Here is a 21,767-nt window from a genome sequence, read left to right as displayed (position 1 = left end):
GGGCATAAGAAGCCGCATCCTTTTTTTCATTCATGATGGTGTGCCAAGTGCGATGTCACGTGCAGAAAGTGTATCGCGCAGAACGGTCGCCATGAGCTGGTAACCGAGGACATGCGGATGAAGTCCGTCGTCGGCCAATTCCTTGCGCAGTGTAATGCCATCTGCGTCCGTCATGCGGGAGTGATAATCGACATAGAGACAGTCTGTTTGTTCAGTAATCGCTTGAAACCGTTCATTGATAGTGATGACGAGCTCGTTTCGCTCACGATTGCGTGCGTATCGGTCCATACATGTAGGCAGGAGGGAACAAAGAATGGGCTGGATGCCTTGCTCGAGAGCCGCATGCACCATTGCTTCTACATCAGTGGTCACCTGCTGGCAAATCTCTTGCGGTGTCAGTCGGTCGGAAGGCAAGAATGTATCCAACGCCCACGTATTGTTTATCCCGATCATGATCACCACGTAACGTGGCTTCAATTGGAGGACATCCGCGGCAAAACGTCTGCCGGCCTGCTCGGTTGTGTCACCGCCGATTCCACGATTGACGATCGTCTGACCCGACCGGCCAAAAAAGGTAGCGAGATCCCACCAATGCGTGATGGAATCGCCGAAAAAAACAAAATCGACTGGCTGCTGATGGAAGAGCAGCGCTTCATTATGAAAATCAAATTCGTTGCGTCGCCTGTCTGCTGGCGCATCGATACTGAAAAATCCGGGCTTTATGAGAGCTGGGCGCTGTCCGTCCAAGCTACATCCCTCCTCGACCAAAAGTTTACCATATCCCTGTAAGCGTGGTGTGCAGTTTCGTTTACTTCTTACTTGATTTTGCCGAGTGTACGCGATAACATATGTTCTGAATAAGAGTGATAACCATTATCAAAGTGTGAAAGTCGAAGAGAAGAGGGTGACCGTTGTGTCCATTGCCAAAATCATTCGAGAGCGCCGCTCTATTAAAAAAGACTATAAACCAGATACTGTGTCCGAAGAGCTTGTTCTGGAGCTGTTGAATGACGCAGTGTACGCGCCGAACCATGGTATTCGTGAGCCATGGAGATTTATGTTTGTATCGTCAGAGAAAAAAGAAGCGTTTGTAGAGAAGCTGATCACCTGCTATCCTCCAGAAGCCCATCAGGCGCGCAGAGACATGTACAACCAACCAGCCGCTTATTTGGTTGTCATCATGAAAGAAGATCCGCGCCAAAAACAATGGGAAGAAGATTTCAGTGCGACGGCAGCTCTCATTCAAAACTTCCAGTTGCTCGCATGGGAGCGTGGATTAGGCGTCGTCTGGAAAACAAACGCGCACAACTGGGACCCGAAGGCACACGCCATCTTGGGTGTTGCACCAGGAGAGAAAGTCGTTGGTTTCCTGCACCTCGGTTTTTTCGATCAGGAAAATGTACCAGCAGCACGCACTCGCACACCCGCCGAAGAAAAGTTCACTCGGTTCGAATAAATGTAAAAACGAGACCATTCGAGGGTCTCGTTTTTTTTGTGTAGACTGCACGACTTCGGTTACACTATTGCTTGATCATTGCTTAATGAGCGCTACTTGAAATATGGGAGTAGGGTGTATGGTATGAGAGTTTTTTGGACGCTCCAAAACCAAGAAGTATGGGATATGTCTCAAGATCGGGGATATTTGCAAGGGGAACGAGAGTACGCGATGTTCCCTAAAGAATATGAATGGATGATTCACCAGATGAAGAAGCGATTGTCAAAATATGAGGGAGAATCTCCAATATGGTTGTGGGTGAACAAACCTGATTTGAGGCGTACAGGCTATTTTGAAAGTGGTGTAAAGTTCGTCCGTATCAAAGTTGAATTGGACGAACAATCGGTTTTACTATCTGACTATGATGAATGGCACATGGTATTAAATAATGACTTCCTAGCTAACAGTGAACAAGAGTATGAAGATTACCATCAAGGAAAAGGGATGATTTCAAAAGAGGAAAGCTGGGAACGTATCTTTGCGTGGGATAGAAAGCGAGACTCCAGTTGGGATGCAGACGAGGATAGAGAATTACAAGGGACAACGGGGAAAATAAGTCTAGCGAACGTAAAAAGCGTCGAGTACTTTATCGCGAGGTAATGGGAAAACGAGACCATGGGAAGGTCTCGTTTTTTCGTGATTATCTGGCTGCTTCCAGTCCTGCGACTTTTACCATGCTTGAAATGATCCCCAGATGAATGGACTCGTGCATGACGGCAAAGTTAAAGACTTCTCCTACCGTCGTAAACTGGAAGGGACCCATTGTAATGGGGGCCGGCAAAGCTGCCTCTAGCTCGTCAGGGGTCACGGAGGCCAACCGTTCAAGCTGTACAGACAAGTAGTGAAACAGCTCATCTTTCGAGGGTGGTGCAGTCGTCCAGTCAGAAGGCTTCGTTCCTGTCTGAAAAAAAGTAGCGTAAGAAGCGGGCAGGTCAGATTGGTAAGGCAAGCCGATGGACAGGAAATGCTGAAAACAAAAGACGATATGCCCGATATTCCAGCGAAGTGTATTTGAAAAAGCGGGGGATTGAACATCCAATAGCTCCTCAGGAATCATGGGAATCTGTTGCAGGCCAATTTGACGAACGGATGTGGCTGTAGTGATCATGCTTTGAGACATGAGACAAAACCTCCCTATCATTTTCCTGTGATTGACAGCAATCTTACCGTCAACTAAAGTGTACGTCGTAGGGGAAATCGCAACAATCATGCTTTTCTGATTAGAATGATTAGTAAAAATGATAATGGTCGCAAGAGGTGAAGCAATGGAGCTCAGGCAATTGGAGTATTTTATGGCAATATGTGAGGAAATGCATTTTTCCCGGGCCTCAGAAAAGCTGTGTACCTCGCAGTCTAATCTCAGCCAGCAAATCAAGTTTTTAGAGAGTGAGCTGGGTGTCCCGCTGTTTGACCGCTTAGGGAAGCGAATCAAGCTGACGGAAGCAGGAAAGGTATTGCTGGAACAGAGTCGGCATGTTTTTTCCCATATCGACTACGCACGCGAAGCGATTGCAGCCATGAAAAACAACGAAGGGGGCACGCTCACAATCGGTGTCCTGCCTGGCGATGCCGATTTGTTGTTTGATGCTCTGCTTGTAGAATTCCACCGCTTGTATCCCAAAACATCCTTATCCGTCATGGAGTCTACAAGAATAGTAGAGCAAATCATATCCGGTGAGATTGATTTGGGCGTGACTGTGTTACCTGAGCCTGATGAGAGAATCACTGTCATTCCGCTTTTTCACGAAGAGTTTGCATTGGCGGTTCATCCCGCACATCCACTTGCAAAGGAAAAGGCAATCAAGTTTGATCAGCTTCAAGATGTAAAAATGGTGATGTTTCCGCCGGATCATCAAGCGAGACAGCTCATCAATCGCTATTGCATACAGGAAGGCTTTCGCTTGCAGCCTCATATCGAAACGACCACGCTCCTGTCTCTTTTGACTCTTGTAAAAAAGGGGATCGGGGGCTGTATCCTGCCTAGTTTATTGTTGCAAAACGTAAACGACGATGAGATTGCGATCATCAACCTCTTGCATCCGACACCCAGCCAAGATATCTGTCTGGTTTATCGCAAGGACAAATATATGGGGTTCGCCGCTCGTACCTTCATCGATACGCTACAAGCATATATTCAATCGGCCATCGACAACGCCCATGCTCCCACCACGAATAAAAATCACTCGTAAGGTTTTCCTTTCTTTGGTAAAATGCTTATCATTACGAACGTTACGATCTGCTAGATGGGAGGAAGTTCACATGCATCCAAAAAAAGTCCCCCGTTAATCCCGAGGTCCTCCATTCATGTATTTGTGTCAGCTCACCCCACAATATATCAAGGGAGATGTACGTAAATGAACATGAATGGACCTGTACAAATATCTCGAAGTGAACGATTGCAAACCTGCCAAGAAATTGCTGCGAGATTACAGGAAGTGTACAAAGAAAAGGTTCTGGCCATTGGGGTGTATGGTTCCATTTCTCGAGGGACAGACGGCCCTTACTCGGATATCGAGATGTTTTGTGTACTAGAAGAATCAGGGGAAGAAATAGAATTTAGCTACGAATGGTCAGCAGGACCTTGGAAGGCTGAAGTGAATGTGTGCAGTGCAGATGTTTTGCTGAACATTGCCGCTACGGTCGAGGATGATTGGCCGCTGACACATGGCCCCTTCTTTTCTCCGCTGAGTCTGTACGATCCGAAGGGCTTTTTTGAAACGCTCAAAAAAGCAGCAGAATCACCATCGAAGGAAGAGTTCACAGAGGGAATCAACGGTATTCTCGTAGGGGAAATGTACGAGTTTATAGGTAAGTTGCGAAACGTAAATCTAAACGGCCCGCATACCTATCTGCCCTACTTGGCTATGGAGTTTGCCCAATACGGTGCGATGTTGATCGGGCTGCATAACCGACAGCTTTACTCGACTGGGGCCAAGGTTTTGCCGGAAGCACTGGAGTTGCCGCATCGTCCGGCTGGATTCGATCAGGTAGCCAGATTGGTGATGACGGGAGATCTGACTGATCCAGCAAAAATCGTTAGCGCTTGCGAAGCATTCTGGGAGGGTCTTCAAGAGTGGGCTGCACAGCATCAGTATGTGATTCATTCAGAACGAATCCCTTTCTAATCGATAAAAAACAATACGAGACCCCTTGCACGTGGGGTCTCGACTTACCAAGAAAGCCTTGCTACCTAGTGAGGCTTTTCTTTTTGGGCTTACTCAACTTTGCCGCTCAAATGCTCATGAATGAGCTTCCATTCATCTGTCTCTGTTTTCGTAAAAATATTCGTGGCTCTACCACTTCCCGTGACGAATTCCCCGTTGTAATAGCCTTGGTATTGATACGTATATACACAGCTAGCGGACCTTTGATCGATAGCAATCCACTGGACATCCGTAGCCGCATAGACTTCATCCTTGATCAGATGCCATGCATTTTCAAAATAAGCGCGGATCTCACTCATGGATGTACAAGTCTTGTTGGAAAACCAGTAAATGGCATTCGGATGAAGCATTTTTTCTACATTGTCAAAGTCATGTGTATTAGTAGCGTCAATATATTGCGCTAACGCCTGTTTATAGCCTTCCACAAATGATCCCTCTCTCCGCTGAAAATGGTCTATTTATCCATATTTTATAGGTTTGCGGCAAAGAAAAAAAGCCCGCCCGATGTAGAAGGGGGCTATTCGGGCGGAAATGGAGGACGTAATGTCCATCGTAGGGTCTGACACATTCATGATAGTTGTCTGATGTTAAGGAAGAGTAGAGAGAACATGAAGCATTTGTTAATTTTAGGCTTTATATATATACGGAGGGCAAGCACCCGTTTTTTTCTTTTTAATCGCTGGGATAGACAGGCATCCATACAGGAGAGATGCGGCTGTCATAAGCTGAATGTGTACTGATCCTTGCCAGCAGATCGGTGCGTCCATCTGATTTCTATGAGAGGTGAGGAAGATCATGGGTTGCGATCGCGGCGGCTTCGGCTTTTTTGGTGGCGGGTTCATTTGGATTCTCATTATTATTTTCCTAGTGATTTGCTTTATTGATGATTAAGGTACTTGTAAAGAAAAGACTCTGTGCTCTTATACAAGAGACAGAGTCTTTTTCTCGTCACTACTTCAAATGCTGCAAAAACTGACGTGTGCGTTCCTCACGCGGTTTTGCGAACAAATGGGAAGGTGTATCTCGTTCCACGATGACGCCTTGGTCCATGAAAATAACCTCGTCGGCAACTTCCCGAGCGAATCCCATCTCATGCGTGACGACGATCATCGTCATCCCTTCCTGGGCAAGCTCTTTCATCACCTTTAACACTTCGCCAACGAGCTCCGGGTCCAGGGCGGAGGTAGGCTCGTCAAATAGCATGACTTGCGGGTCCATCGCCAGTGCCCGAGCAATCCCTACACGCTGCTGTTGTCCACCAGACAACTGCGCTGGATAATGGTCGAGCTTGTCACCGAGCCCTACTTTTGTCAGGAGAGCAGCGGCTTTCGCACGTGCTTTTTCTTTGTCTTCTTTTTTGACAGTGACAGGTCCCTCCATCACATTTTCAACGGCTGTCATGTGCGGGAATAGATTGTAGTTTTGAAACACCATCCCGGTCTGCTTTCGCAGCTTCGGAATGCTCGTTCTCTCTACTTTTTTGGAAAAGTCCAGCTTGACGTCGCCGATTTGGACGCTGCCGCTAGTCGGAACCTCGAGTGCATTCAGGCAGCGAAGCAAGGTTGTTTTCCCGGAGCCTGAAGGACCGATGATAACGACTACCTTTCCTTTTTCCACGGAGAGGGAAATGCCTTTGAGTACATGTAAGGTGTTGAATTGTTTATGCACATCCGTAATCGTAATCATACGTTTTCACCTGCTTTTTAGACATAGCGGTCCAGCTTGTTTTCGATGCGATCCTGAATAATGGAGAGTACGAAGCAAATCACCCAGTAAATAAGGGCCGCTTCCGCATAGACCAGCAGCGGCTCATATGTAGCAGCGACGACTTCTTGGGCTTTGCGAAACATCTCTGGTACCAGAACGACCGAAGCCAGGGAAGTATCCTTGACCAAACTAATAAACGAGTTGGACAAAGGAGGAATGGAGACACGAGCTGCCTGTGGGAGCACGACTCTGCGCAGTGCTTGCCAGTAGGTCATCCCCAGTGAGTAGGCTGCTTCCCATTGCCCTTTGTGAATGGACAAGATAGCGGCACGTACCACCTCAGAGGAGTAGGCACCGACGCTGAGAGAGAAGCCGATGATTGCCGACGGTATCGGATCGATCATCAAGCCGATGCTCGGCAAGCCATAAAAAATAATGAACAATTGGACCAGTAAAGGGGTACCGCGGATAATCGATACATAAAAGCGCGAGATGGCAATCAGCGGCTTTATGCCGGATAGACGTGCCAGCGCAGTGAGAACCGCAATGATCAGACCAATGAAAAAGGATGCGATGGCGATTGTCAAAGAATAGAGCAAGGCTCCTTTCAACAGAGGAAGAAAGGAGCTTTGCGCGATATCGATCCATCGGTTCAGGCGTTCTGGGTTTTCAAAGAAGCTACTTAGAGACATCTGCACCAAACCATTTCTCTGATATTTTTGCGAGGGTACCATCTTTCGTCATGTCATCCAGTGCTTTGTTGAATGCATCAACCAGCTCTGTGCTGCCCTTGCGGAAGAGGAAGCCGTTTTTCGCTACGTTCGGATCTTTTGCGATTATTTTGATAGGAACATCAGGCTTTTGCTTCATGAAGTCCAACAGGGAAATCCCATCGTTGATCGTAATGTCTACACGCTTGGAAACAAGCAGGTCAATCGCTTGGTTAAAGCCTTCCACACCGACAATTTCCGCTCCGTTTTTCTTTGCGATATCTGTGAGGTTGCTCGTCAATGTTTGTGCTGCCCTCAGACCTTTAATATCCTCGAAGCCTTTTACGGTCGTGTTGTCTTTATGGGTGACGAGGACCGCTGTGGATACGGTATATGGATTGGAGAAGTCGTATTTTTCCTGACGATCAGGGCGAATGCCTACCTGATTCGCTACCACATCAAAGCGCTTGGAGTCTAGACCCGCGAACATCGCATCCCATTGTGTTTCTTGAAACACAGGCGCAACACCGATGCGCTTCGCTACCTCTGTCACGACTTCAACATCATAGCCCGTCAGCTTGCCAGACTGATCGTGGAACGTAAACGGCGCGTATGTGCCCTCCGTTCCGATCAGAATTTTACCGTCAGCTTTTACTTTTTCCAACAAGTTTGGTTCTGTTTTCTCTTCTGTTGGGGCAGGAGCGGCACTATTTTGCGGTGGTTGTCCCGTTGGAGACGACCCGCAACCTGCCAATGCGACTAACAGAGTGGAAGCGAGAAGGGAAAATAATAGTTTTTTCATAAATTAACCCCCACTAAACCGATGTGAAATTGAATAGGATCATACTAAAAGGGACAGACAATTTTGTCAATGAGTAAGTATTACTTCGTGATATCCTCGCCGAACCATTTGATGGAAATTTTGGAAAGGGTGCCGTCCTGCTGCATCTCATCGAGCACCTTGTTAATCGCGTCGGTCAGTTCTGTGCTTCCTTTACGGAACATGAAAGCGGTTGGTTGGCCATCTGCATTTTTTGCCACGACTTTGATTGGCGTATCCGGCTTTTGTTTCAGAAAATCAAGCACCGACAAATTATCGTTAAGCACAACGTCCACTCGTTTTTGTGCGATCAAGTCAATTGCCTGATTGAAGTTGTCTACACCGACGATTTCCGCCTCATTGGCGCGTGCGAGGTCAGCGTAGTTACTGGTCATGGATTGTCCGGCTTTTAACCCTTTGATATCCTTGAAGTCTTTGACGGTGTTATTGTCCTTGTGCGTGACCAAAACCGCACGGGAAATCGTATATGGCTTGGAGAAATCGTACTTTTCCTGACGGTCAGGACGGATTCCTACCTGATTGGCAATGACGTCAAAGCGCTTGGAGTCGAGTCCTGCAAACATGGCATCCCACTGGGTTTCCTGGAACACAGGCTCTACACCGAGTCGCTTGGCAACTTCTGTGACAACCTCCACATCATACCCGGTCAATTTGCCCGACTGATCATGGTACGTAAACGGAGAGTATGTACCTTCCGTACCAATAACGAGCTTCTTCTCGGCTTTCACTTTTTCCAGCAAATTTTGCGAAGCTGCTTGATCAGCAGGCGGGGTTGTATGATTTGGCTGAGAAGGAGAACCGGAAGTGCTGCATCCAACCATTCCCAGTAGCAGACAAGATAGTAAGGTAGACAGAATGACTTTTTTCATGTTGTAATCCCCTTTATGTTAATCGGATTTCATGGATACATAGTAGTGGTCGTTCATGCCTTTGTCAATCTTTAAATTGTTAAATCCCATTTGATTACTAAGAATTAGAAGGGACAAGGTTCTATGTAGCTGCGGTGGGGAAAAGAATATTTCCAGTCTAGGCTCCAGGCTCCGTCCTGCTGGGGGCTGAGACTGTCCGCTCCGAAGCAATTAGCGGGGAAACGCAAAAGTGGTAGCCGCTTCGTCGTGTGGGCACGTTGCGTTTCTTTTGCCCGCTAATCGCTTCGGAGCTCGGTAGGACTCCACAAGTCGCTACGTCTGGAAATATTCTTCTCTGTCGTAACGGATTACGATCTTCCGTCTATTAAGGCATTAAAAAATCGAATCAAACTGACAGCTTGTAGAGGAAATAGGAGAAATAAGCGAAGATCTTAGGGACACCGACCGAGGCGCAATGAAAAAAAGAGAAACAAGCTCTTAGCGTCCACCTCTGAGGCGCCTCCTGAATGGACGACTTTGGACGCGGGTTTCGCTTTTTTTCATGGAGCCGGGCAGTCAAGCCCACAGCGGGTGAACCTAGAAGCTGAGCGTTTTCTCCTGTTTCCTCTCCACCCCTACAGTAACGTTTACACTTCTTCTCTCTTTTAAGATTCTCCATTCATGTGGGAGGTATGTGCATGAGACGAAACTTGGCGCAGAAGTAGTGGTTGAGGTTCCTCGACAAGAAGCGTACAATTAGTACGAATTGAAAGGCCTACAAGCAATGACGTGCTTGTTCTTCATAGGAGAGCGCACCGATAAAAGGAGTCAATCATCATGTTAAACGACTGGCGTATGTATACAGATGGAAGTGGAATGGAGCAAAAGCATGTAGCTTGGCATGAAGTGTTGAAGGAAATCGCTCAATTGGATGGAGTAACGCGGACGTTAGTTCACGCTGCATATGGAGACCATGTGGATTTGGTCGTGGCAGGCGGGAACAACGGCAAAGTATTGGTGCAATGGAAAGAACACGAGCCGGTTGAGCAGCACTTTGTCCTTGCGGCAGACAAGCAATCGGCGGTGATGTCCACGCTCGTCATCGAGGGTAGTGAGGTTGCCTTTCCCCTTTCCTGGTGTGTTCCGCTTGAGCAGGTTGTTCCTTTGTGCGGAGATTTGCTCAGAACATGTGAAAAAGGGGAGCCGACCGAACTCGAATGGCTTCCGGTAGAAATGTAGGCAGGAGGGCAGCATGGAACTACAAACGTTGCAGCAGTCCATCCTCATCATGGCCGTCATCATTGGGATCGGTAGCTTAATCGGCTACCGGCAACCCTTGACTGCGGACTCCCGCCAGCTCGTCATCACGATTATTGTAAACGTAGCCATGCCGTGCATTATTTTAGACGGGATCTTTCAGACAACCATTGATCAGCAAATTTTATACCAAATTTTTGCAATATTCTTCATTTCGATTATCCTGAACTGCCTGGGCATTTTTATCGGCTGGTTAGGTGCGCGTGCCCTGCCTCTTCCGGTGAAAAAACGTCGGGAAATCGCGCTTTTGTCCGGCTTGGGGAATACAGGCTTCATCGGTTTGCCGCTTTGTGCCGCCTTGTTTGGGCCAAAAGGGGCGCTCTTGGCAGCTATTTTCGACGCAGGCGTGGATGTCGTGCTATGGACAGTAGGCGTGATGATGCTTCAGGAAAAAGGAAGCTTCTCCTTGAAAGGGCTCAAGACACTCATCAACATTCCGATGATTGCGATTGTATTTGGACTCGGTTCTGCCATCATCGGGTTTGTACCGCCTGAGCCTGTGAAGCAGCTGTTTGGAACGCTGTCCAAACTCGCCTCTCCGTTAGCCATGATGTACATTGGTATGCTCTTGCCGATGTTTTTGCGCAACAAACCGCAAGTGTCATTGAAGCTTTTGAGTATGCCACTCGCGTTTAAATTAGTTGTTTTCCCGCTGATGACGGCGGTTCTTTTGTCCGTTTTTTCAATCGACAGCGATATTGTCAGCGTTTCCCTTGTGCAAGTAGCAATGCCCACCCTGACATTGGCCTCGATCTTGTTCGGGCGCTATGCGGCAGATGAGGAGATGGGTGCCATGACGACGGTTTGTTCCACCTTGCTGGCGCTCTTGTCCATCCCGGTTGTTCTGGTCATGGGGAATTGGCTCTTGCACTAATCTCTCGCCAATCTCAGTCATAGTGAAACGAATCAGAGGAAACCTATGTCTAACAAGTAAAGAATGACGAAAATGATGATGAGGGATGGAGGAACAACAATGAAAGGCAAATCGATTTTGGCTGTTGCCCTGACACTGCAAGTGTTGGCGGCTTATCCTGTGCAGGCGGCAGTGTCTAGCACACCCCAAACAACGACTGCTCCGATACTGGTAAACGGAGAGCAATCTTCCTTGGCAAAAGCACCGATTCTCGTCCAGCAGCGTACGTATGTTTCCGCCGAGGATGCGAGCCGGATTTTAGAAGGCACTTGGAAACAAGATGCAACGAATGGAGAAATGAAGCTGGCAAAAGGTACGTTGACGTTCCACCTCGTTACAGGAAAAGTAGCGTTGAATGGCAAGTGGCTGCTAGATGGGCAAGGCGCAATCGTGCGTGACAAGCAAGTGTATCTGCCGTTGAGATGGATGGCAGAGCAGGCCGGACATCAAATCACGTGGAATGCCGAGAAAAAGGCGGTGGAAATTGTGATGGCTGGGGAAGAGAGTGCGTTTACGCTTGTCGACGCCGATAAGCTGACGGAACAGGAACGTACGTTTATTGACTCGGTAAAAGAACAGCAAGGCATTCACAAGCAGGGAGATCTTTACGTCATCGCACGCGGGGCCTCACCGAACCCTGGCTACGGACTGCAAGTAACCAAAGTCGAGCAGAGCTGGGAGCAGGTTTTTGTGTATGTCAAACAAACGCTGCCTGATCCAGGTAAAATGTACCCGCAAGTGATTTCCTATCCGTATTTGGCGGCAAAAGTGAAGCTGCCACCTTACACGACGATTGTCTTCCTGGATGCAGAGACGAAAAAGCCGCTATTTGCCACAGAAGGCAACGGCAGTCGATAAAAAAATCGGGTAAAAGACGTACAGGGCCTGCTAGTGAGGAGCACGTAGCAGGCCCTCTTGTTTTTGTGTGACGCCTGATGTAAGATATGGTTGTGATTTCCTATCCCTTGAGAAATGGAGGTGTGTGTACGTGTTCGGAACTCTGCAAGCATGGTTTGTGGTAGAAACTTCCAGTATGACGCATGATTTTGCATTCAACGGGACCAGTCTGTCCTTTTTTGCGCATACAACTGAACGGAGTTTCCATAGGCGTACCATGCATCGATCAGGGGCGGTTTGTTCTTGTCTATAATGGGTAACTGACGTAAGGTCGGTCCCTTTCACGATGCCGCAGGTAATGGCCTGCGGCTTTTTTGCGTCCACTCGCACGTGCGGTGTGGTCTCCAAAATTGTGCCGGGGCCACCAGGAAATCCATTGTTTTGAACCGTTACCAACTTTTCAAGGAGGAAATAATCATGATTATTGTCGCGACACAGCAATTGCAGAAATCGTACGGAGCAGATCCGGTTTTACAAGATATTACATTGGAAATCAAAGTAGGAGAACGTGTCGGGATCGTCGGACCGAATGGAGCAGGCAAAACCACGTTGTTCAAGCTGCTGGCAGGCATTGAAAGCCCCGATTCTGGTGAGCTTTTTCGGGCAAAAGGAACGATATGGGCGTACCTGCCGCAAACTCCGCAGTATCCGGCTGAATGGACGGGGGCGGATGTCGTAGCCAGCGCGTTTGCCGATGTCATCAAGCTGCAAGAGCAGATGCGCGAGCTCGAGCAACAGATGGGATTGCTTTACGAGAATGAACAAGAGCTAAACCGCCTCATGCTGCGCTATCAAAAGCTGCAAGATGAATTTGAACAACTGGATGGCTATCAGTGGGAGACGAAAATGACCCAGGTGACACAGGGCTTGGGAGTTAGTTCAGAATTGTTAGCGACACCTTTTGCACAACTCAGCGGTGGGGAAAAGACAAAGGCTGGCCTTGCCAAGCTACTCTGCCAACAAAGCGATGTTCTACTTTTGGATGAGCCGACCAACCATCTGGATGTGGAGTCGATGGAGTGGCTGGAGGAGTTTTTAAAAAATTATCAGGGCACGATCCTGATCATCTCCCATGACCGTTATTTTTTGGATGCCGTCGTCACTTCTGTCTATCATGTGGACGGAGGAGAAGCCGAATTTTATATCGGCAATTACAGCGCGTTCGTTACGGAGCGTGAAGAGCGGTTGCTACGCCAGTTTGCCGCTTATCAGGAACAGCAAAAGCAAATCAAGAAAATGAAAGAGACAATCAAACGGCTCAAGGAGTGGGGCAATCGCTCCAATCCGCCGAACGAGGCTTTTCACCGAAGGGCAAAAAGCATGGAAAAAGCGCTGGCGCGAATTGAGCGGATCGAGCGACCGAAAATGGAAGCGGATCGCATGGGCTTGCAGTTTATGAAGACCGACCGAAGCGGGCAGGATGTGCTGAAAGCGACAGGGGTACAGAAAACATTTGGCGGAAAACAGTTGTTTGCGGACGCTAGCTTTTTATTGCGCTACGGGGAGCGAAAAGCGCTGCTTGGACCAAATGGCTGCGGTAAATCTACGCTGATTCGTATGCTGCTTGGTGAGTTAGAGCCAGACGCAGGTACGCTGAAAATTGGTAGCAGCGTAAAGGTAGGTTACTTGTCACAGCAGGCTTTGGAAGGGGATCAAAATCAGCGGCTGATTGACGTTTTCCGTGAAGTAGCCAGAGTGACGGAGCCAGAAGCACGACATTTGCTGGCACGGTTTATGTTTTACGGCGAACAAGTTTTCAAGCGGATCGGGCAGTTGAGCGGTGGAGAGCGGATGCGACTGCGCTTGGCCCAAATGATGCATCAAGAAATCAACCTGCTCATTCTGGACGAACCGACCAACCACCTGGATATTGAAGCGCGAGAAACATTGGAGGAAGCATTGGCGGATTTTCGCGGGTCGTTGTTCATCATCTCGCATGATCGCTATTTCCTGCAAAAGATGGCAGATGGTGTGTTTTGGGTAGAAAATAAGCGGTTGGTTCATGATGTGGGTTCCTATGAGGAAGCAAGGGAAAAGCAAAAACAGCGGATCGCTGCTCGTGCCAGTAGGCCGGAGGATATAGAGCGAAAGCAGCCAGCCGTCAAGCAGGTCCAAGAGACGGCCGTGACGAATGCGACAGCCAAACGTCCGAATCCATATAAGCTGGCAGAGCTTGAACAAAGAATAGCTTCATTAGAAGGAAGAAAAGGTGAACTGACGTCCTTGCTCCAGAGTGAAGGCGCCGATTACGAGCAGTTAGTGGCTTGGCAACAAGCGATCGATCAGGTTCAGCAGGAGATAGAGGTAACCTTTTCGGCTTGGATGGAGCTACAGGAACAATAAAAATAGCACCGTCAGCAAAGTGTAGAATGCTGGCGGTGCTGCCTTTTGTATGGCTTACGATTGCGCTTGTGTGCTTGGTTCTGGCAGGCGACGATAGCTGCTGACGAACCAGAGGAGGAGAAGTACCATCAAGACTCCTCCGAGGAAGAACGGACCGCTGTGCGAGACTTGGTAAACCGCTCCACCAGCTAATGGACCCAAGATGCGTCCAAGGCTGTCCATCGAGCTAATTGCCCCACTCGTCACGCCTTGGCCTTGCGTGGTTCGTTGAGTGATCATTGCTGTAGCTGTCGCTCTGATCATCCCTTGACCCGCTCCGAATAACGAGAGGATCAGCGCCAGCACCCAAAAGTTACCCGACAGTGGAATGGCAAAAAAACCAATACCGTAAAGAATCATCCCAATGACGAGGACACTTGCTTCCCCTAGCTGCTTGACCATTCTTCCGATGAGCCCGCCTTGTACCGCAGCAGCGATCAAGCCCATGACGAGAAACATATAGCCGAGGTCTTTGGAGGTAAAGCCGTACAAATCACTTATGTACAGGGCAAAAGTCGTTTCCAGTCCGGAAAAAGCAAAGGAGACAGTGAACAAAATACCGTACAGCAAGGACATGGAACCAAACAAAGAGACAAGTGGATTTTGTTGCTGTTCTTTTTGCAGATTCGCCCGTTTTTCTTTCGGCAAGCTCTCTGGCAAGGCAAACAGGATCAGGAAAAACGTAAGCAACGCCACGATACCCGAAGCGTAGAAGGGAACGGCAAAGCCGAATTCACTGAGGAGTCCACCAATTACCGGACCGAAGACAAAGCTAAGTCCAATCCCGGCGCCAATGACTCCCATCCCTTTTGCCCGTTCCTCTGAAGGGAAGAGATCCGCCACCATAGCGGTTACGGTTGGCAATGCGGCAGCCGAGACGATCCCACCCAAAATGCGATACAGGAGCATTTCTGTATAACTGTCAGCTAGTCCAAACAGGATAAAGGTGATGGAAAAGCCGAACAGCCCGAATGAGATGAGTGGCTTTCGACCAATTCTGTCTGAAAGTGCTCCCCAAATCGGTGCAAACACCAGCTGCATAATATTGTAGCTGGCAAAAAGCACGCCGATTTGAAACGAAGTCGCACCCAATTTTTCCGCGAAAAAGGGAAGAATGGGGATAATGATGCCAAAACCGAGCATGATGAAAAAAGCAATAAAGAACAAGAGGGCAAGGTGCTTCTTATTCACTACGTCTACCTCTTTTCGCACAAAAATCTGTTCAAGCGGATTGTTTACTTTTTCCACCTTACGTGAAGGAAAAGGCGAAGTCAAGCTAGCAACGTGGGCAGTTATAGCGAGACGTGCTATAATAGAAAAGAAATAAGAATGGCTACCTATATTGTCAAGTATATATCCATGAGGTGTTTGTTACATGTCTACTGCGATGCTTTACTACCTGGCCTGGCAAGAAGATGATTGGCTAGATGAAGTGCTCGATCGTTTTCCTGAGATCAATGCCATTGTGCCTTCAGTCAAAACGTTTGAGCTGCTGGCTAAACAAAGAGAGTCCGGAGAAATTGAGCGAGCTGTCCTCGTTCTGAATGCGGCTGTCGAACAGGAGAGATGCAGGGAGTTTTTACGCCTGTGTCAAGAACACCCACAGTTATCCGCGGACCCTTTGTATATCGTCGGATTGAAACCGGAAGAGGAGGAGGCGTGGCAAGAAGCGTATCCACACGCGAAGATCATCGTCATTACCGGCTTTGCTGTCGAGTTTGATTACGATGCCGTCCTCGCAAGGATGGAAATCGATCTGGAGGGAGCTCATTGAAAATAAACCCGAATGAATTCGATTTGAAGGCGTTTCTGCACCGTTTCGGATTGGTTATTTATACAGGCGATCCTGAAGGGGATTTGCTGTTGATAGAAGATGAAATTCGGGAGCTATATGAGCTGAATGTCATTGACAAGGAAGAGTTCATTGAAGCCATGTCAGCGTTGCGCAGCAAGCGTAAGGCTGAGGGAAGAGAATAGAATAAAGAGTAAGAACGTGTTTACCAAGCCGAGTGTATGCGGGAGATGGTAAACGCGTTTTTTTGTGGTCGATACCCTATCGTGGAATGTAATTTCGCAACTTTATACCTATTTTTTATTATCAGTCCAGTATCCGATACCTAGCATATGGGCATTATTTCCTTTTTATATATAGAGTGGATATTGGTCTTCATCTATTAGCACGAGCATCTTCCATCTGTATAGGAACCTTACAGAGAGGAGGAGACTGTATGCCCAATATTGAAGGTATCTCCGTCCAACAATCGAATGCGGAACGCAAGAGTTATGTGGTTGTTGGCGCCATTTTATCATGCAGTAGCGGAAGTCAGTTAAGTCGGCTGAAAATGCCGTTCAGTCATGGTGTTTTTGTAAAAGGGAAGCCGCAAATGAACATCATGGACTTCGTTCCTAACGTCAATATCATGCCATTTGGAAAGTGCAGCAACTTGAAGAATCCCACCGTCGCCTCTGCCACTTCAGTTAATAATGGTGTATTGACACCGATGCCTTGCACACCTGTGATGACCATGCCATGGATCGATGGTAAAGCGGACAAAATGGTCGGCGGACACCCCGCATTGCTGAACAAATCCACGAATATGTGTTTCCATTGCGGACTGATCAAGATTGAAGACGATGGGCAGGATTTGGGTGGTGTCACGATAGGGATTCAATCGTCAGCTAACAGTGGAGCTTCAGATGCCAGTTTTGGACAAGGACCAGCTTGCGAGAAGCCACAGGAAAAGCCAACCATGTGGGACAACTTCGTCAAAGGAATATCAAAGCTGGGAGATGTTCCTGCTGCAATGCAAAAAGCGGCAAGTGAGCTGCCAGGAGCTTTGGAGAAAGCCGCAAATGATTTGCCGAAAGGTTTGCAAAAGGCGGCAGAGGATTTACCTAAGGGTGTTAACGTGTTTGTGAGGGAAGGTTATATTGAGCCGATGCAGGAGGACTTGAATACGTTGCGGGATGATAAAATCAATCTCGCGGACGGACTTGCGGTTGGTGGGCTTGCTTTGCAAGCACTAACTTTTGGGAGAAGTAAAAACATCGGGAATTTACTCGATGCGGCTAAGAAAAAGAAGAAGGGGACTGGAAATGGTAATGGTAATGGATGGCAAATGCCAAAAGTTAGGCAGCCATATGAATTTTTAGATAATACTGCTGAACATATATTTAAGGGAGAAGTCAAAAACGCTAAAGCATCGGGATGGCACTATGCCGACGAAGTTCTCCCGCCAGGAAACGAGATTATTGAAATTGTTCGAGAGGCAGATAAATATGGAACAAAAATAGGAAGAGTTAAAATTAATGGAGTAGAAAAAACGGAGTATTCATCTTTTTTTAGCAATAAATATACGCCAGATGAAGTAATAGACAAGATTATGGAGGCTCATATGAATAAGAGTAGGCAATTAGATTCCCTAGGTAGACCGACTAATAGATATAGAGGACAAGCAGATAACGGAATGACCATTGAAATGTATTTGGCTGGTGATGGAACGAATATAAAAGATATAATTACTGCGTACCCATTGCATGAATCTTTATTGCCTTAAATAGGAGGATATAATGAGCACTCTTGATTTTTCGAGAATGAATTTAAAAGATATGATAAGTTGTAGTGAAAATGAGCAAATCATTTGCATAGACGAAAAAAACTTGAATTCTTCTAGGAATCTAAAACAATTGAAATTCATTGCGAATACAAATGGCTTATCGATTAAGATAATGCTGAATATAGAGCAGTACACTGAAGGAATCTATATTTCACCTGTATTCGAGAATATGTGTAAGGGCATGAATATTGACTATATTGTCATGGATAGCATTATTTTAAAGCTAAGTCAGATCACACATATTATTAAAGAGAACCTGGAAGCGGATCCTGAAGCCCAAAAACAAATATTATCTAGAGGCCAGAAAATTTCACTTGATTCTATGATCATTAACGATTTTGAATTGTATTCTAAAATGAAGGATAAACAGAACGTCAATGATTTGAAAGACACCATAATTAAAATTTACAGCCAATCAATTCCTACCAACATAGAATTTATCAATTACAAAGAGGAGTTATTTTTATTCGGAGTCTCTGGATTTCATTTGGCAGAATTACTAAAAGAACTAAAAATAGCAGATTATGAGTATGATAGAAGTGGCTTTTATATAAAGTTTAAAGAAGAGTCAATGAAAAGGTCAAATGAAGCAACTAGCTTTTTAGCGCACAAACTAGCGGAGGAAGGCTTCATCACTTCTTCTCTGACGCTTGAATTAATGGATTATATTTGGAATGAGGGGTAATCATCCTGATTCCTCAATGAAATGACTTGATAAACTTAAAAGGCTCATTCCATTTTGGAGGAATGAGCTTTTTTGCGTACTTCGTAAGAAATTCTTCAGAAATACTTATCCTTTTCTTAAGGATTTCTGTCTTCTTTTGAAAGGTTTACCCGTTAGGATAGAGTGCAGAGAGAAAGGAGGTGGCACAGGTGGAGCTTACAGGGTATTACGAGCTATTCTGGGAGATGGTTACAGGCATGCTGGGAAAATTTATTCCTGATGAGATTACGGTCATGACCGTGGGGGCGCAGGTTGCTAATACAGGAGCGGACTTTTTTACAGCATATGCCGTCATATACCCCGTTTTTTTCATCGTTTCTTGCACGGGGTACTTACTGGGAGCGAAGGCATTTGGCTGGATGACCCGGAATCTGGGCTTGCGTGCTGATTTGCTGTATGCATTACGCGGGTCAATGGGCTGGCTGCTTGCTTTTGGTATCTTTCTTCCGATTATTCGTCATATCGTGCCGATCCTCGCCGGTGCCAGCCGAATGCCGTTTCGGCAGTTCCTCCTATTCTTTTTGCCGAGCAGTATCGTTTGGACCTTGCATTACTTAGTGGCAGGCTATTGGTTCTTCGATCAACTGGAAATAATGGTTGCGGGCGTTTATCAATATAGCAAAATTACGTTGACGATTGTTTGTTTCGCAGTGTTTTCGTTCCTCATGATTCGCCAATTGCAGCGTCTTGCTGAAATGAAAGAAGCGAGAACGAATAAGCAACCACCTGTTTCGTAATCGATACGAATTACTAGAATACGGCGTCTACTATCCACGAACTTTTCGGATGGCAGGCGCCTTTTTGTTATGTGGATTGATTGTCGTTATGTTCTGATGTTTTAAAAAGTTTGTAAAGAAGAAGTTTACATATGGTAATAATAGGGTAGATTACCAAATGTCGTCGTGTCATAGATTTCTATTTTTTCAATTTGTGTGATTGGAGGCTTTTGCATGAGGAGCATAAAAAATGTGTTGGTAACCATTTTGGCTGCCATCACCATCGGTATTTTTATTCTTCAGCTAGTGTTTGGTTTTCTCCAGTTTGAGCAAATTATTTCGAACGAAGTAGAAGCAAAGCTACAAATGCAGGTAGCCAAAGAGGCGGCTTATCTGAATGGGATGCTGGACAAGACAGGCAAGCTCTCGGAAACACTCACTTATTCTGTCTCGCATGGCTCCAAGGAAACAATCAAGCAAATGGAAGGGACGCTGGTCGATGTCGTAGCATCTGAACCTTTGATTGTGGGCGGTGGATTTTGGATGGAGCCATACAGCTTCGACAGCTCGCAAAAGCTGTATGGCAGGTATGCTATCCGCAATAACGACAAGGTAGAGCTCGATCCGGCTTACAGCGACGGCAGCTATGATTATCTCGCACAGGATTGGTACAAGGCGGGGATGGTGGACAAACCATATGTGTGGACAGAACCGTATGCCGACCCCATTTCCAAAGTTCCTATGGTTACAGCAATTGCGCCCATTAAAGTGGGAGGAAAGATCAGTGGTACGACGACATTGGATATCGGGCTTACGGAGCTTAACAAAAGCATCGAAAATCTGAAGGTTGGCGAAACAGGTTATGGTTTTATCGTTTCCAAGTCGGGTATTTACATTTCTCATCGCGATGCACAAAAGAACTTGCAGGTGAAAATAACGGACGAGTCTGAAACGGGATTGCGGGATATTGCCAATCAAATAACAGAAGCAACCGCTACGGGTATGACGCAAGCAACCATAGCTGGACAAACGCAATACGTCACCTTCGCTCCAATCGGGGAAACAGGTATGACGCTAGCTACTGTCATGCCAGCAGCAGAGATTAACGGACCGATTACCCAATATTTTTACATCAGCCTGATTATTTTTGGTGTCTCCATCAGTATTTTCCTCGTGCTCTTGTATTGGTTTGTCAATCGACAGGTAGCACGTCCACTGTTGCAACTGAAAGCAGGCATCGTGAACTTGGTGGAGAAAAAGGATTTAACCCAGACGATCTCAATCCGGCGCAAGGATGAGATTGGCGACGTAGCGACAGCGGTTAATGCATTCATTACAGATCTGCACGGAATGATGCAAAATATTAACGGCTATACCGGTCAAGTAGGAACAGTCTCGGAAACCTCCGCAACGAAGGCCCACGAAGCACGAATTGCCTTTGGTCAGGTTGCCTCATCGTTCCAAGAGGTAGCAACCGGCACGGAGAATCAACAGCATAGTGCCGAAGAAAGTGCGCGGGCCATGGAAGAGATGGCGATCGGTATTCAACGTATTGCAGAAGCTTCCTCCACGATGGCCGAGTCATCGAAACATATGGCAAACGAAGCGGTGGCGGGCAACCAATCCGTAGAAAAGGTGTCAGGACAGATGGATTCGATCAACCGATCTGTAAGCCATTCTGCCGATGTCGTTCGTTCGCTGGATAGCCGCTCAGCAGAAATCTCACAGATCGTGGAAGTAATCGCAAGCATCGCTTCCCAGACGAATCTTTTGGCACTCAATGCGGCGATTGAAGCTGCACGTGCAGGTGAACAGGGAAGAGGTTTCGCAGTGGTAGCGGATGAAGTGCGCAAGCTGGCAGAGCAGTCCAACGACTCGGCCAACCAAATTGCCAACCTGATTACCGAAATCCAACGGGAAACGACTTCAGCGGTACAAGCCATGGATGAGGGAACGCGAGAGGTCGAAGCTGGAATCCAGATCGCCCATGAGACAGGGGAAGCATTCCGCCGGATCATGGATTCTACCCAGGATGTAGCCGATCAGGTTCAGGAGATTTCCTCCGTTGCGGAGCAAATGTCAGCGGCAACGGAACAGGTGACGGCATCTATTTTGCAGTTGTCCTCAATTGCAAAGGAATCTGCCGAAAGTGCATCGAGTGTGGCTGCTTCAACGGAAGAGCAACGCATCTCGATGAACCAGCTCTCTACATCCGCAGAGCAGCTAAACCAGATGGCAAAGGAATTACAGCAAATGATCAATCGTTTCACTCTCTAACCACTTGTTTGTTTGCAAAAAAATGCAAAATGATGAACTGCTGCTGTCATGCGATGGGAGCAGTTCATTTATTGACAGAAAAATACAAGTCGGAATATAATGAATACTACATAAAGCAAACTAAAGCAATATTTTGCAAACAAAAATCCGAGGCTGGTG

At 47.0% G+C, this 21,767-nt stretch carries 22 protein-coding genes and 1 pseudogene; 15 read left to right on the top strand and 8 right to left on the bottom strand.

Going from position 1 to position 21,767, the window contains the following annotated elements:
* Nucleotides 1–30: 30 nt before the first annotated feature.
* The gene (locus tag AB432_RS22275) at nt 31–747 is read right to left on the bottom strand and encodes a GDSL-type esterase/lipase family protein (protein WP_048034138.1); all 717 of its coding nucleotides are present in this window, start codon (nt 745–747) and stop codon (nt 31–33) included.
* A gap of 157 nt (nt 748–904) precedes the next feature.
* On the opposite strand from AB432_RS22275, the gene AB432_RS22270 reads away from it, so the two are divergent.
* Nucleotides 905–1,456, top strand: coding sequence for a nitroreductase family protein (locus AB432_RS22270; protein WP_173629349.1), 552 nt, complete (start codon nt 905–907; stop codon nt 1,454–1,456).
* A 123-nt stretch (nt 1,457–1,579) separates the two neighbouring features.
* Nucleotides 1,580–2,095: a DUF3841 domain-containing protein gene (locus AB432_RS22265; RefSeq protein WP_048034136.1), complete on the top strand. Its 516-nt coding sequence runs from the start codon at nt 1,580–1,582 to the stop codon at nt 2,093–2,095.
* A 40-nt stretch (nt 2,096–2,135) separates the two neighbouring features.
* On the opposite strand, the gene AB432_RS22260 is transcribed toward AB432_RS22265, so the two are convergent.
* Nucleotides 2,136–2,615 (bottom strand): DinB family protein, encoded by a 480-nt coding sequence (locus AB432_RS22260; RefSeq protein WP_048034135.1) that lies wholly within the window; start codon nt 2,613–2,615, stop codon nt 2,136–2,138.
* A gap of 145 nt (nt 2,616–2,760) precedes the next feature.
* On the opposite strand from AB432_RS22260, the gene AB432_RS22255 reads away from it, so the two are divergent.
* Together AB432_RS22255 and AB432_RS22250 are read left to right on the top strand one after the other, a co-directional pair.
* Nucleotides 2,761–3,684, top strand: a complete 924-nt coding sequence (locus AB432_RS22255; RefSeq protein WP_048034134.1) for a LysR family transcriptional regulator — start codon at nt 2,761–2,763, stop codon at nt 3,682–3,684.
* A gap of 165 nt (nt 3,685–3,849) precedes the next feature.
* Entirely contained in the window at nt 3,850–4,620 is a 771-nt protein-coding gene (locus AB432_RS22250; RefSeq protein WP_048034133.1) for an ANT(4')-I family aminoglycoside nucleotidyltransferase, read from the top strand.
* 89 nt (nt 4,621–4,709) lie between these two features.
* On the opposite strand, the gene AB432_RS22245 is transcribed toward AB432_RS22250, so the two are convergent.
* The 5 genes from AB432_RS22245 to AB432_RS22225 form a co-directional block, all read right to left on the bottom strand.
* Nucleotides 4,710–5,084: a YybH family protein gene (locus AB432_RS22245; RefSeq protein ID WP_048034132.1), complete on the bottom strand. Its 375-nt coding sequence runs from the start codon at nt 5,082–5,084 to the stop codon at nt 4,710–4,712.
* 526 nt (nt 5,085–5,610) lie between these two features.
* Nucleotides 5,611–6,345 carry an amino acid ABC transporter ATP-binding protein gene (locus AB432_RS22240; protein ID WP_048034131.1) on the bottom strand — a complete coding sequence of 245 codons (735 nt, stop codon included), beginning with the start codon at nt 6,343–6,345 and terminating at the stop codon, nt 5,611–5,613.
* A 17-nt stretch (nt 6,346–6,362) separates the two neighbouring features.
* On the bottom strand, nt 6,363–7,058 hold the full coding sequence (locus tag AB432_RS22235; protein WP_048034130.1) for an amino acid ABC transporter permease: 696 nt from the start codon (nt 7,056–7,058) through the stop codon (nt 6,363–6,365).
* On the bottom strand, nt 7,045–7,878 hold the full coding sequence (locus AB432_RS22230) for an amino acid ABC transporter substrate-binding protein (protein ID WP_048034129.1): 834 nt from the start codon (nt 7,876–7,878) through the stop codon (nt 7,045–7,047). Before AB432_RS22230 ends, AB432_RS22235 begins: the two co-directional genes overlap by 14 nt.
* 80 nt (nt 7,879–7,958) lie before the next feature.
* Complete coding sequence (locus AB432_RS22225) at nt 7,959–8,786, bottom strand: amino acid ABC transporter substrate-binding protein (RefSeq protein ID WP_048034128.1); 828 nt, start codon at nt 8,784–8,786, stop codon at nt 7,959–7,961.
* Between the two features lie 816 nt (nt 8,787–9,602).
* On the opposite strand from AB432_RS22225, the gene AB432_RS22215 reads away from it, so the two are divergent.
* The 4 genes from AB432_RS22215 to abc-f all read left to right on the top strand — a co-directional run bounded on the left by AB432_RS22215 (nt 9,603) and on the right by abc-f (nt 14,235).
* A complete protein-coding gene (locus AB432_RS22215) occupies nt 9,603–10,004 on the top strand; it encodes a hypothetical protein (protein ID WP_017250604.1) in 402 nt (133 codons plus the stop codon).
* Nucleotides 10,005–10,017: 13 nt separating this feature from the next.
* A complete protein-coding gene (locus AB432_RS22210; RefSeq protein ID WP_048034127.1) occupies nt 10,018–10,956 on the top strand; it encodes an AEC family transporter in 939 nt (312 codons plus the stop codon).
* A 99-nt stretch (nt 10,957–11,055) separates the two neighbouring features.
* Complete coding sequence (locus AB432_RS22205; RefSeq protein ID WP_048034126.1) at nt 11,056–11,853, top strand: stalk domain-containing protein; 798 nt, start codon at nt 11,056–11,058, stop codon at nt 11,851–11,853.
* 456 nt (nt 11,854–12,309) lie between these two features.
* On the top strand, nt 12,310–14,235 hold the full coding sequence (abc-f, locus tag AB432_RS22200; RefSeq protein WP_048034125.1) for a ribosomal protection-like ABC-F family protein: 1,926 nt from the start codon (nt 12,310–12,312) through the stop codon (nt 14,233–14,235).
* Between the two features lie 54 nt (nt 14,236–14,289).
* Here abc-f and AB432_RS22195 read toward each other — a convergent pair whose 3' ends face one another.
* Nucleotides 14,290–15,627 (bottom strand): MFS transporter, encoded by a 1,338-nt coding sequence (locus AB432_RS22195; protein ID WP_082195978.1) that lies wholly within the window; start codon nt 15,625–15,627, stop codon nt 14,290–14,292.
* 22 nt (nt 15,628–15,649) lie between these two features.
* Here AB432_RS22195 and AB432_RS22190 point away from each other — a divergent pair, with 22 nt between their 5' ends.
* The 7 genes and pseudogenes from AB432_RS22190 to AB432_RS22165 all read left to right on the top strand — a co-directional run bounded on the left by AB432_RS22190 (nt 15,650) and on the right by AB432_RS22165 (nt 21,608).
* Entirely contained in the window at nt 15,650–16,048 is a 399-nt protein-coding gene (locus tag AB432_RS22190; RefSeq protein ID WP_048034123.1) for a hypothetical protein, read from the top strand.
* Nucleotides 16,045–16,251 (top strand): YqgQ family protein, encoded by a 207-nt coding sequence (locus AB432_RS22185; protein ID WP_015892550.1) that lies wholly within the window; start codon nt 16,045–16,047, stop codon nt 16,249–16,251. Before AB432_RS22190 ends, AB432_RS22185 begins: the two co-directional genes overlap by 4 nt.
* Nucleotides 16,252–16,502: 251 nt before the next feature.
* Nucleotides 16,503–16,922 (top strand): annotated as a pseudogene (locus AB432_RS31165) (DUF4280 domain-containing protein); the annotation flags it as partial.
* 102 nt (nt 16,923–17,024) lie between these two features.
* Nucleotides 17,025–17,831, top strand: coding sequence for an EndoU domain-containing protein (locus AB432_RS31435; protein ID WP_327378074.1), 807 nt, complete (start codon nt 17,025–17,027; stop codon nt 17,829–17,831).
* Between the two features lie 13 nt (nt 17,832–17,844).
* Nucleotides 17,845–18,576, top strand: a complete 732-nt coding sequence (locus AB432_RS22175) for a hypothetical protein (protein WP_048034122.1) — start codon at nt 17,845–17,847, stop codon at nt 18,574–18,576.
* A 188-nt stretch (nt 18,577–18,764) separates the two neighbouring features.
* Nucleotides 18,765–19,352, top strand: coding sequence for a DedA family protein (locus AB432_RS22170; RefSeq protein WP_048034121.1), 588 nt, complete (start codon nt 18,765–18,767; stop codon nt 19,350–19,352).
* A 213-nt stretch (nt 19,353–19,565) separates the two neighbouring features.
* On the top strand, nt 19,566–21,608 hold the full coding sequence (locus AB432_RS22165) for a methyl-accepting chemotaxis protein (protein WP_048034120.1): 2,043 nt from the start codon (nt 19,566–19,568) through the stop codon (nt 21,606–21,608).
* Nucleotides 21,609–21,767 lie beyond the last annotated feature (159 nt).

The organism is Brevibacillus brevis (genome assembly GCF_001039275.2).
GTDB lineage: Bacteria > Bacillota > Bacilli > Brevibacillales > Brevibacillaceae > Brevibacillus > Brevibacillus brevis_C.
The sequence above is the reverse complement of the archived record's forward strand: the minus strand, read 5'-3'. Positions and strand labels throughout refer to the sequence as shown.

Bases quoted from the DNA above. Each gene is read 5' to 3' on its own strand.
- AB432_RS22265 (WP_048034136.1), top strand. From the start codon at position 1,580: ATGAGAGTTTTTTGGACGCTCCAAAACCAAGAAGTATGGGATATGTCT.
- AB432_RS22260 (WP_048034135.1), bottom strand. From the start codon at position 2,615: ATGTCTCAAAGCATGATCACTACAGCCACATCCGTTCGTCAAATTGGC.
- AB432_RS22255 (WP_048034134.1), top strand. From the start codon at position 2,761: ATGGAGCTCAGGCAATTGGAGTATTTTATGGCAATATGTGAGGAAATG.
- AB432_RS22250 (WP_048034133.1), top strand. From the start codon at position 3,850: ATGAACATGAATGGACCTGTACAAATATCTCGAAGTGAACGATTGCAA.
- AB432_RS22240 (WP_048034131.1), bottom strand. From the start codon at position 6,345: ATGATTACGATTACGGATGTGCATAAACAATTCAACACCTTACATGTA.
- AB432_RS22235 (WP_048034130.1), bottom strand. From the start codon at position 7,058: ATGTCTCTAAGTAGCTTCTTTGAAAACCCAGAACGCCTGAACCGATGG.
- AB432_RS22230 (WP_048034129.1), bottom strand. From the start codon at position 7,878: ATGAAAAAACTATTATTTTCCCTTCTCGCTTCCACTCTGTTAGTCGCA.
- AB432_RS22225 (WP_048034128.1), bottom strand. From the start codon at position 8,786: ATGAAAAAAGTCATTCTGTCTACCTTACTATCTTGTCTGCTACTGGGA.
- AB432_RS22215 (WP_017250604.1), top strand. From the start codon at position 9,603: ATGTTAAACGACTGGCGTATGTATACAGATGGAAGTGGAATGGAGCAA.
- AB432_RS22210 (WP_048034127.1), top strand. From the start codon at position 10,018: ATGGAACTACAAACGTTGCAGCAGTCCATCCTCATCATGGCCGTCATC.
- AB432_RS22205 (WP_048034126.1), top strand. From the start codon at position 11,056: ATGAAAGGCAAATCGATTTTGGCTGTTGCCCTGACACTGCAAGTGTTG.
- abc-f (WP_048034125.1), top strand. From the start codon at position 12,310: ATGATTATTGTCGCGACACAGCAATTGCAGAAATCGTACGGAGCAGAT.
- AB432_RS22190 (WP_048034123.1), top strand. From the start codon at position 15,650: ATGTCTACTGCGATGCTTTACTACCTGGCCTGGCAAGAAGATGATTGG.
- AB432_RS31435 (WP_327378074.1), top strand. From the start codon at position 17,025: ATGTGGGACAACTTCGTCAAAGGAATATCAAAGCTGGGAGATGTTCCT.
- AB432_RS22175 (WP_048034122.1), top strand. From the start codon at position 17,845: ATGAGCACTCTTGATTTTTCGAGAATGAATTTAAAAGATATGATAAGT.
- AB432_RS22165 (WP_048034120.1), top strand. From the start codon at position 19,566: ATGAGGAGCATAAAAAATGTGTTGGTAACCATTTTGGCTGCCATCACC.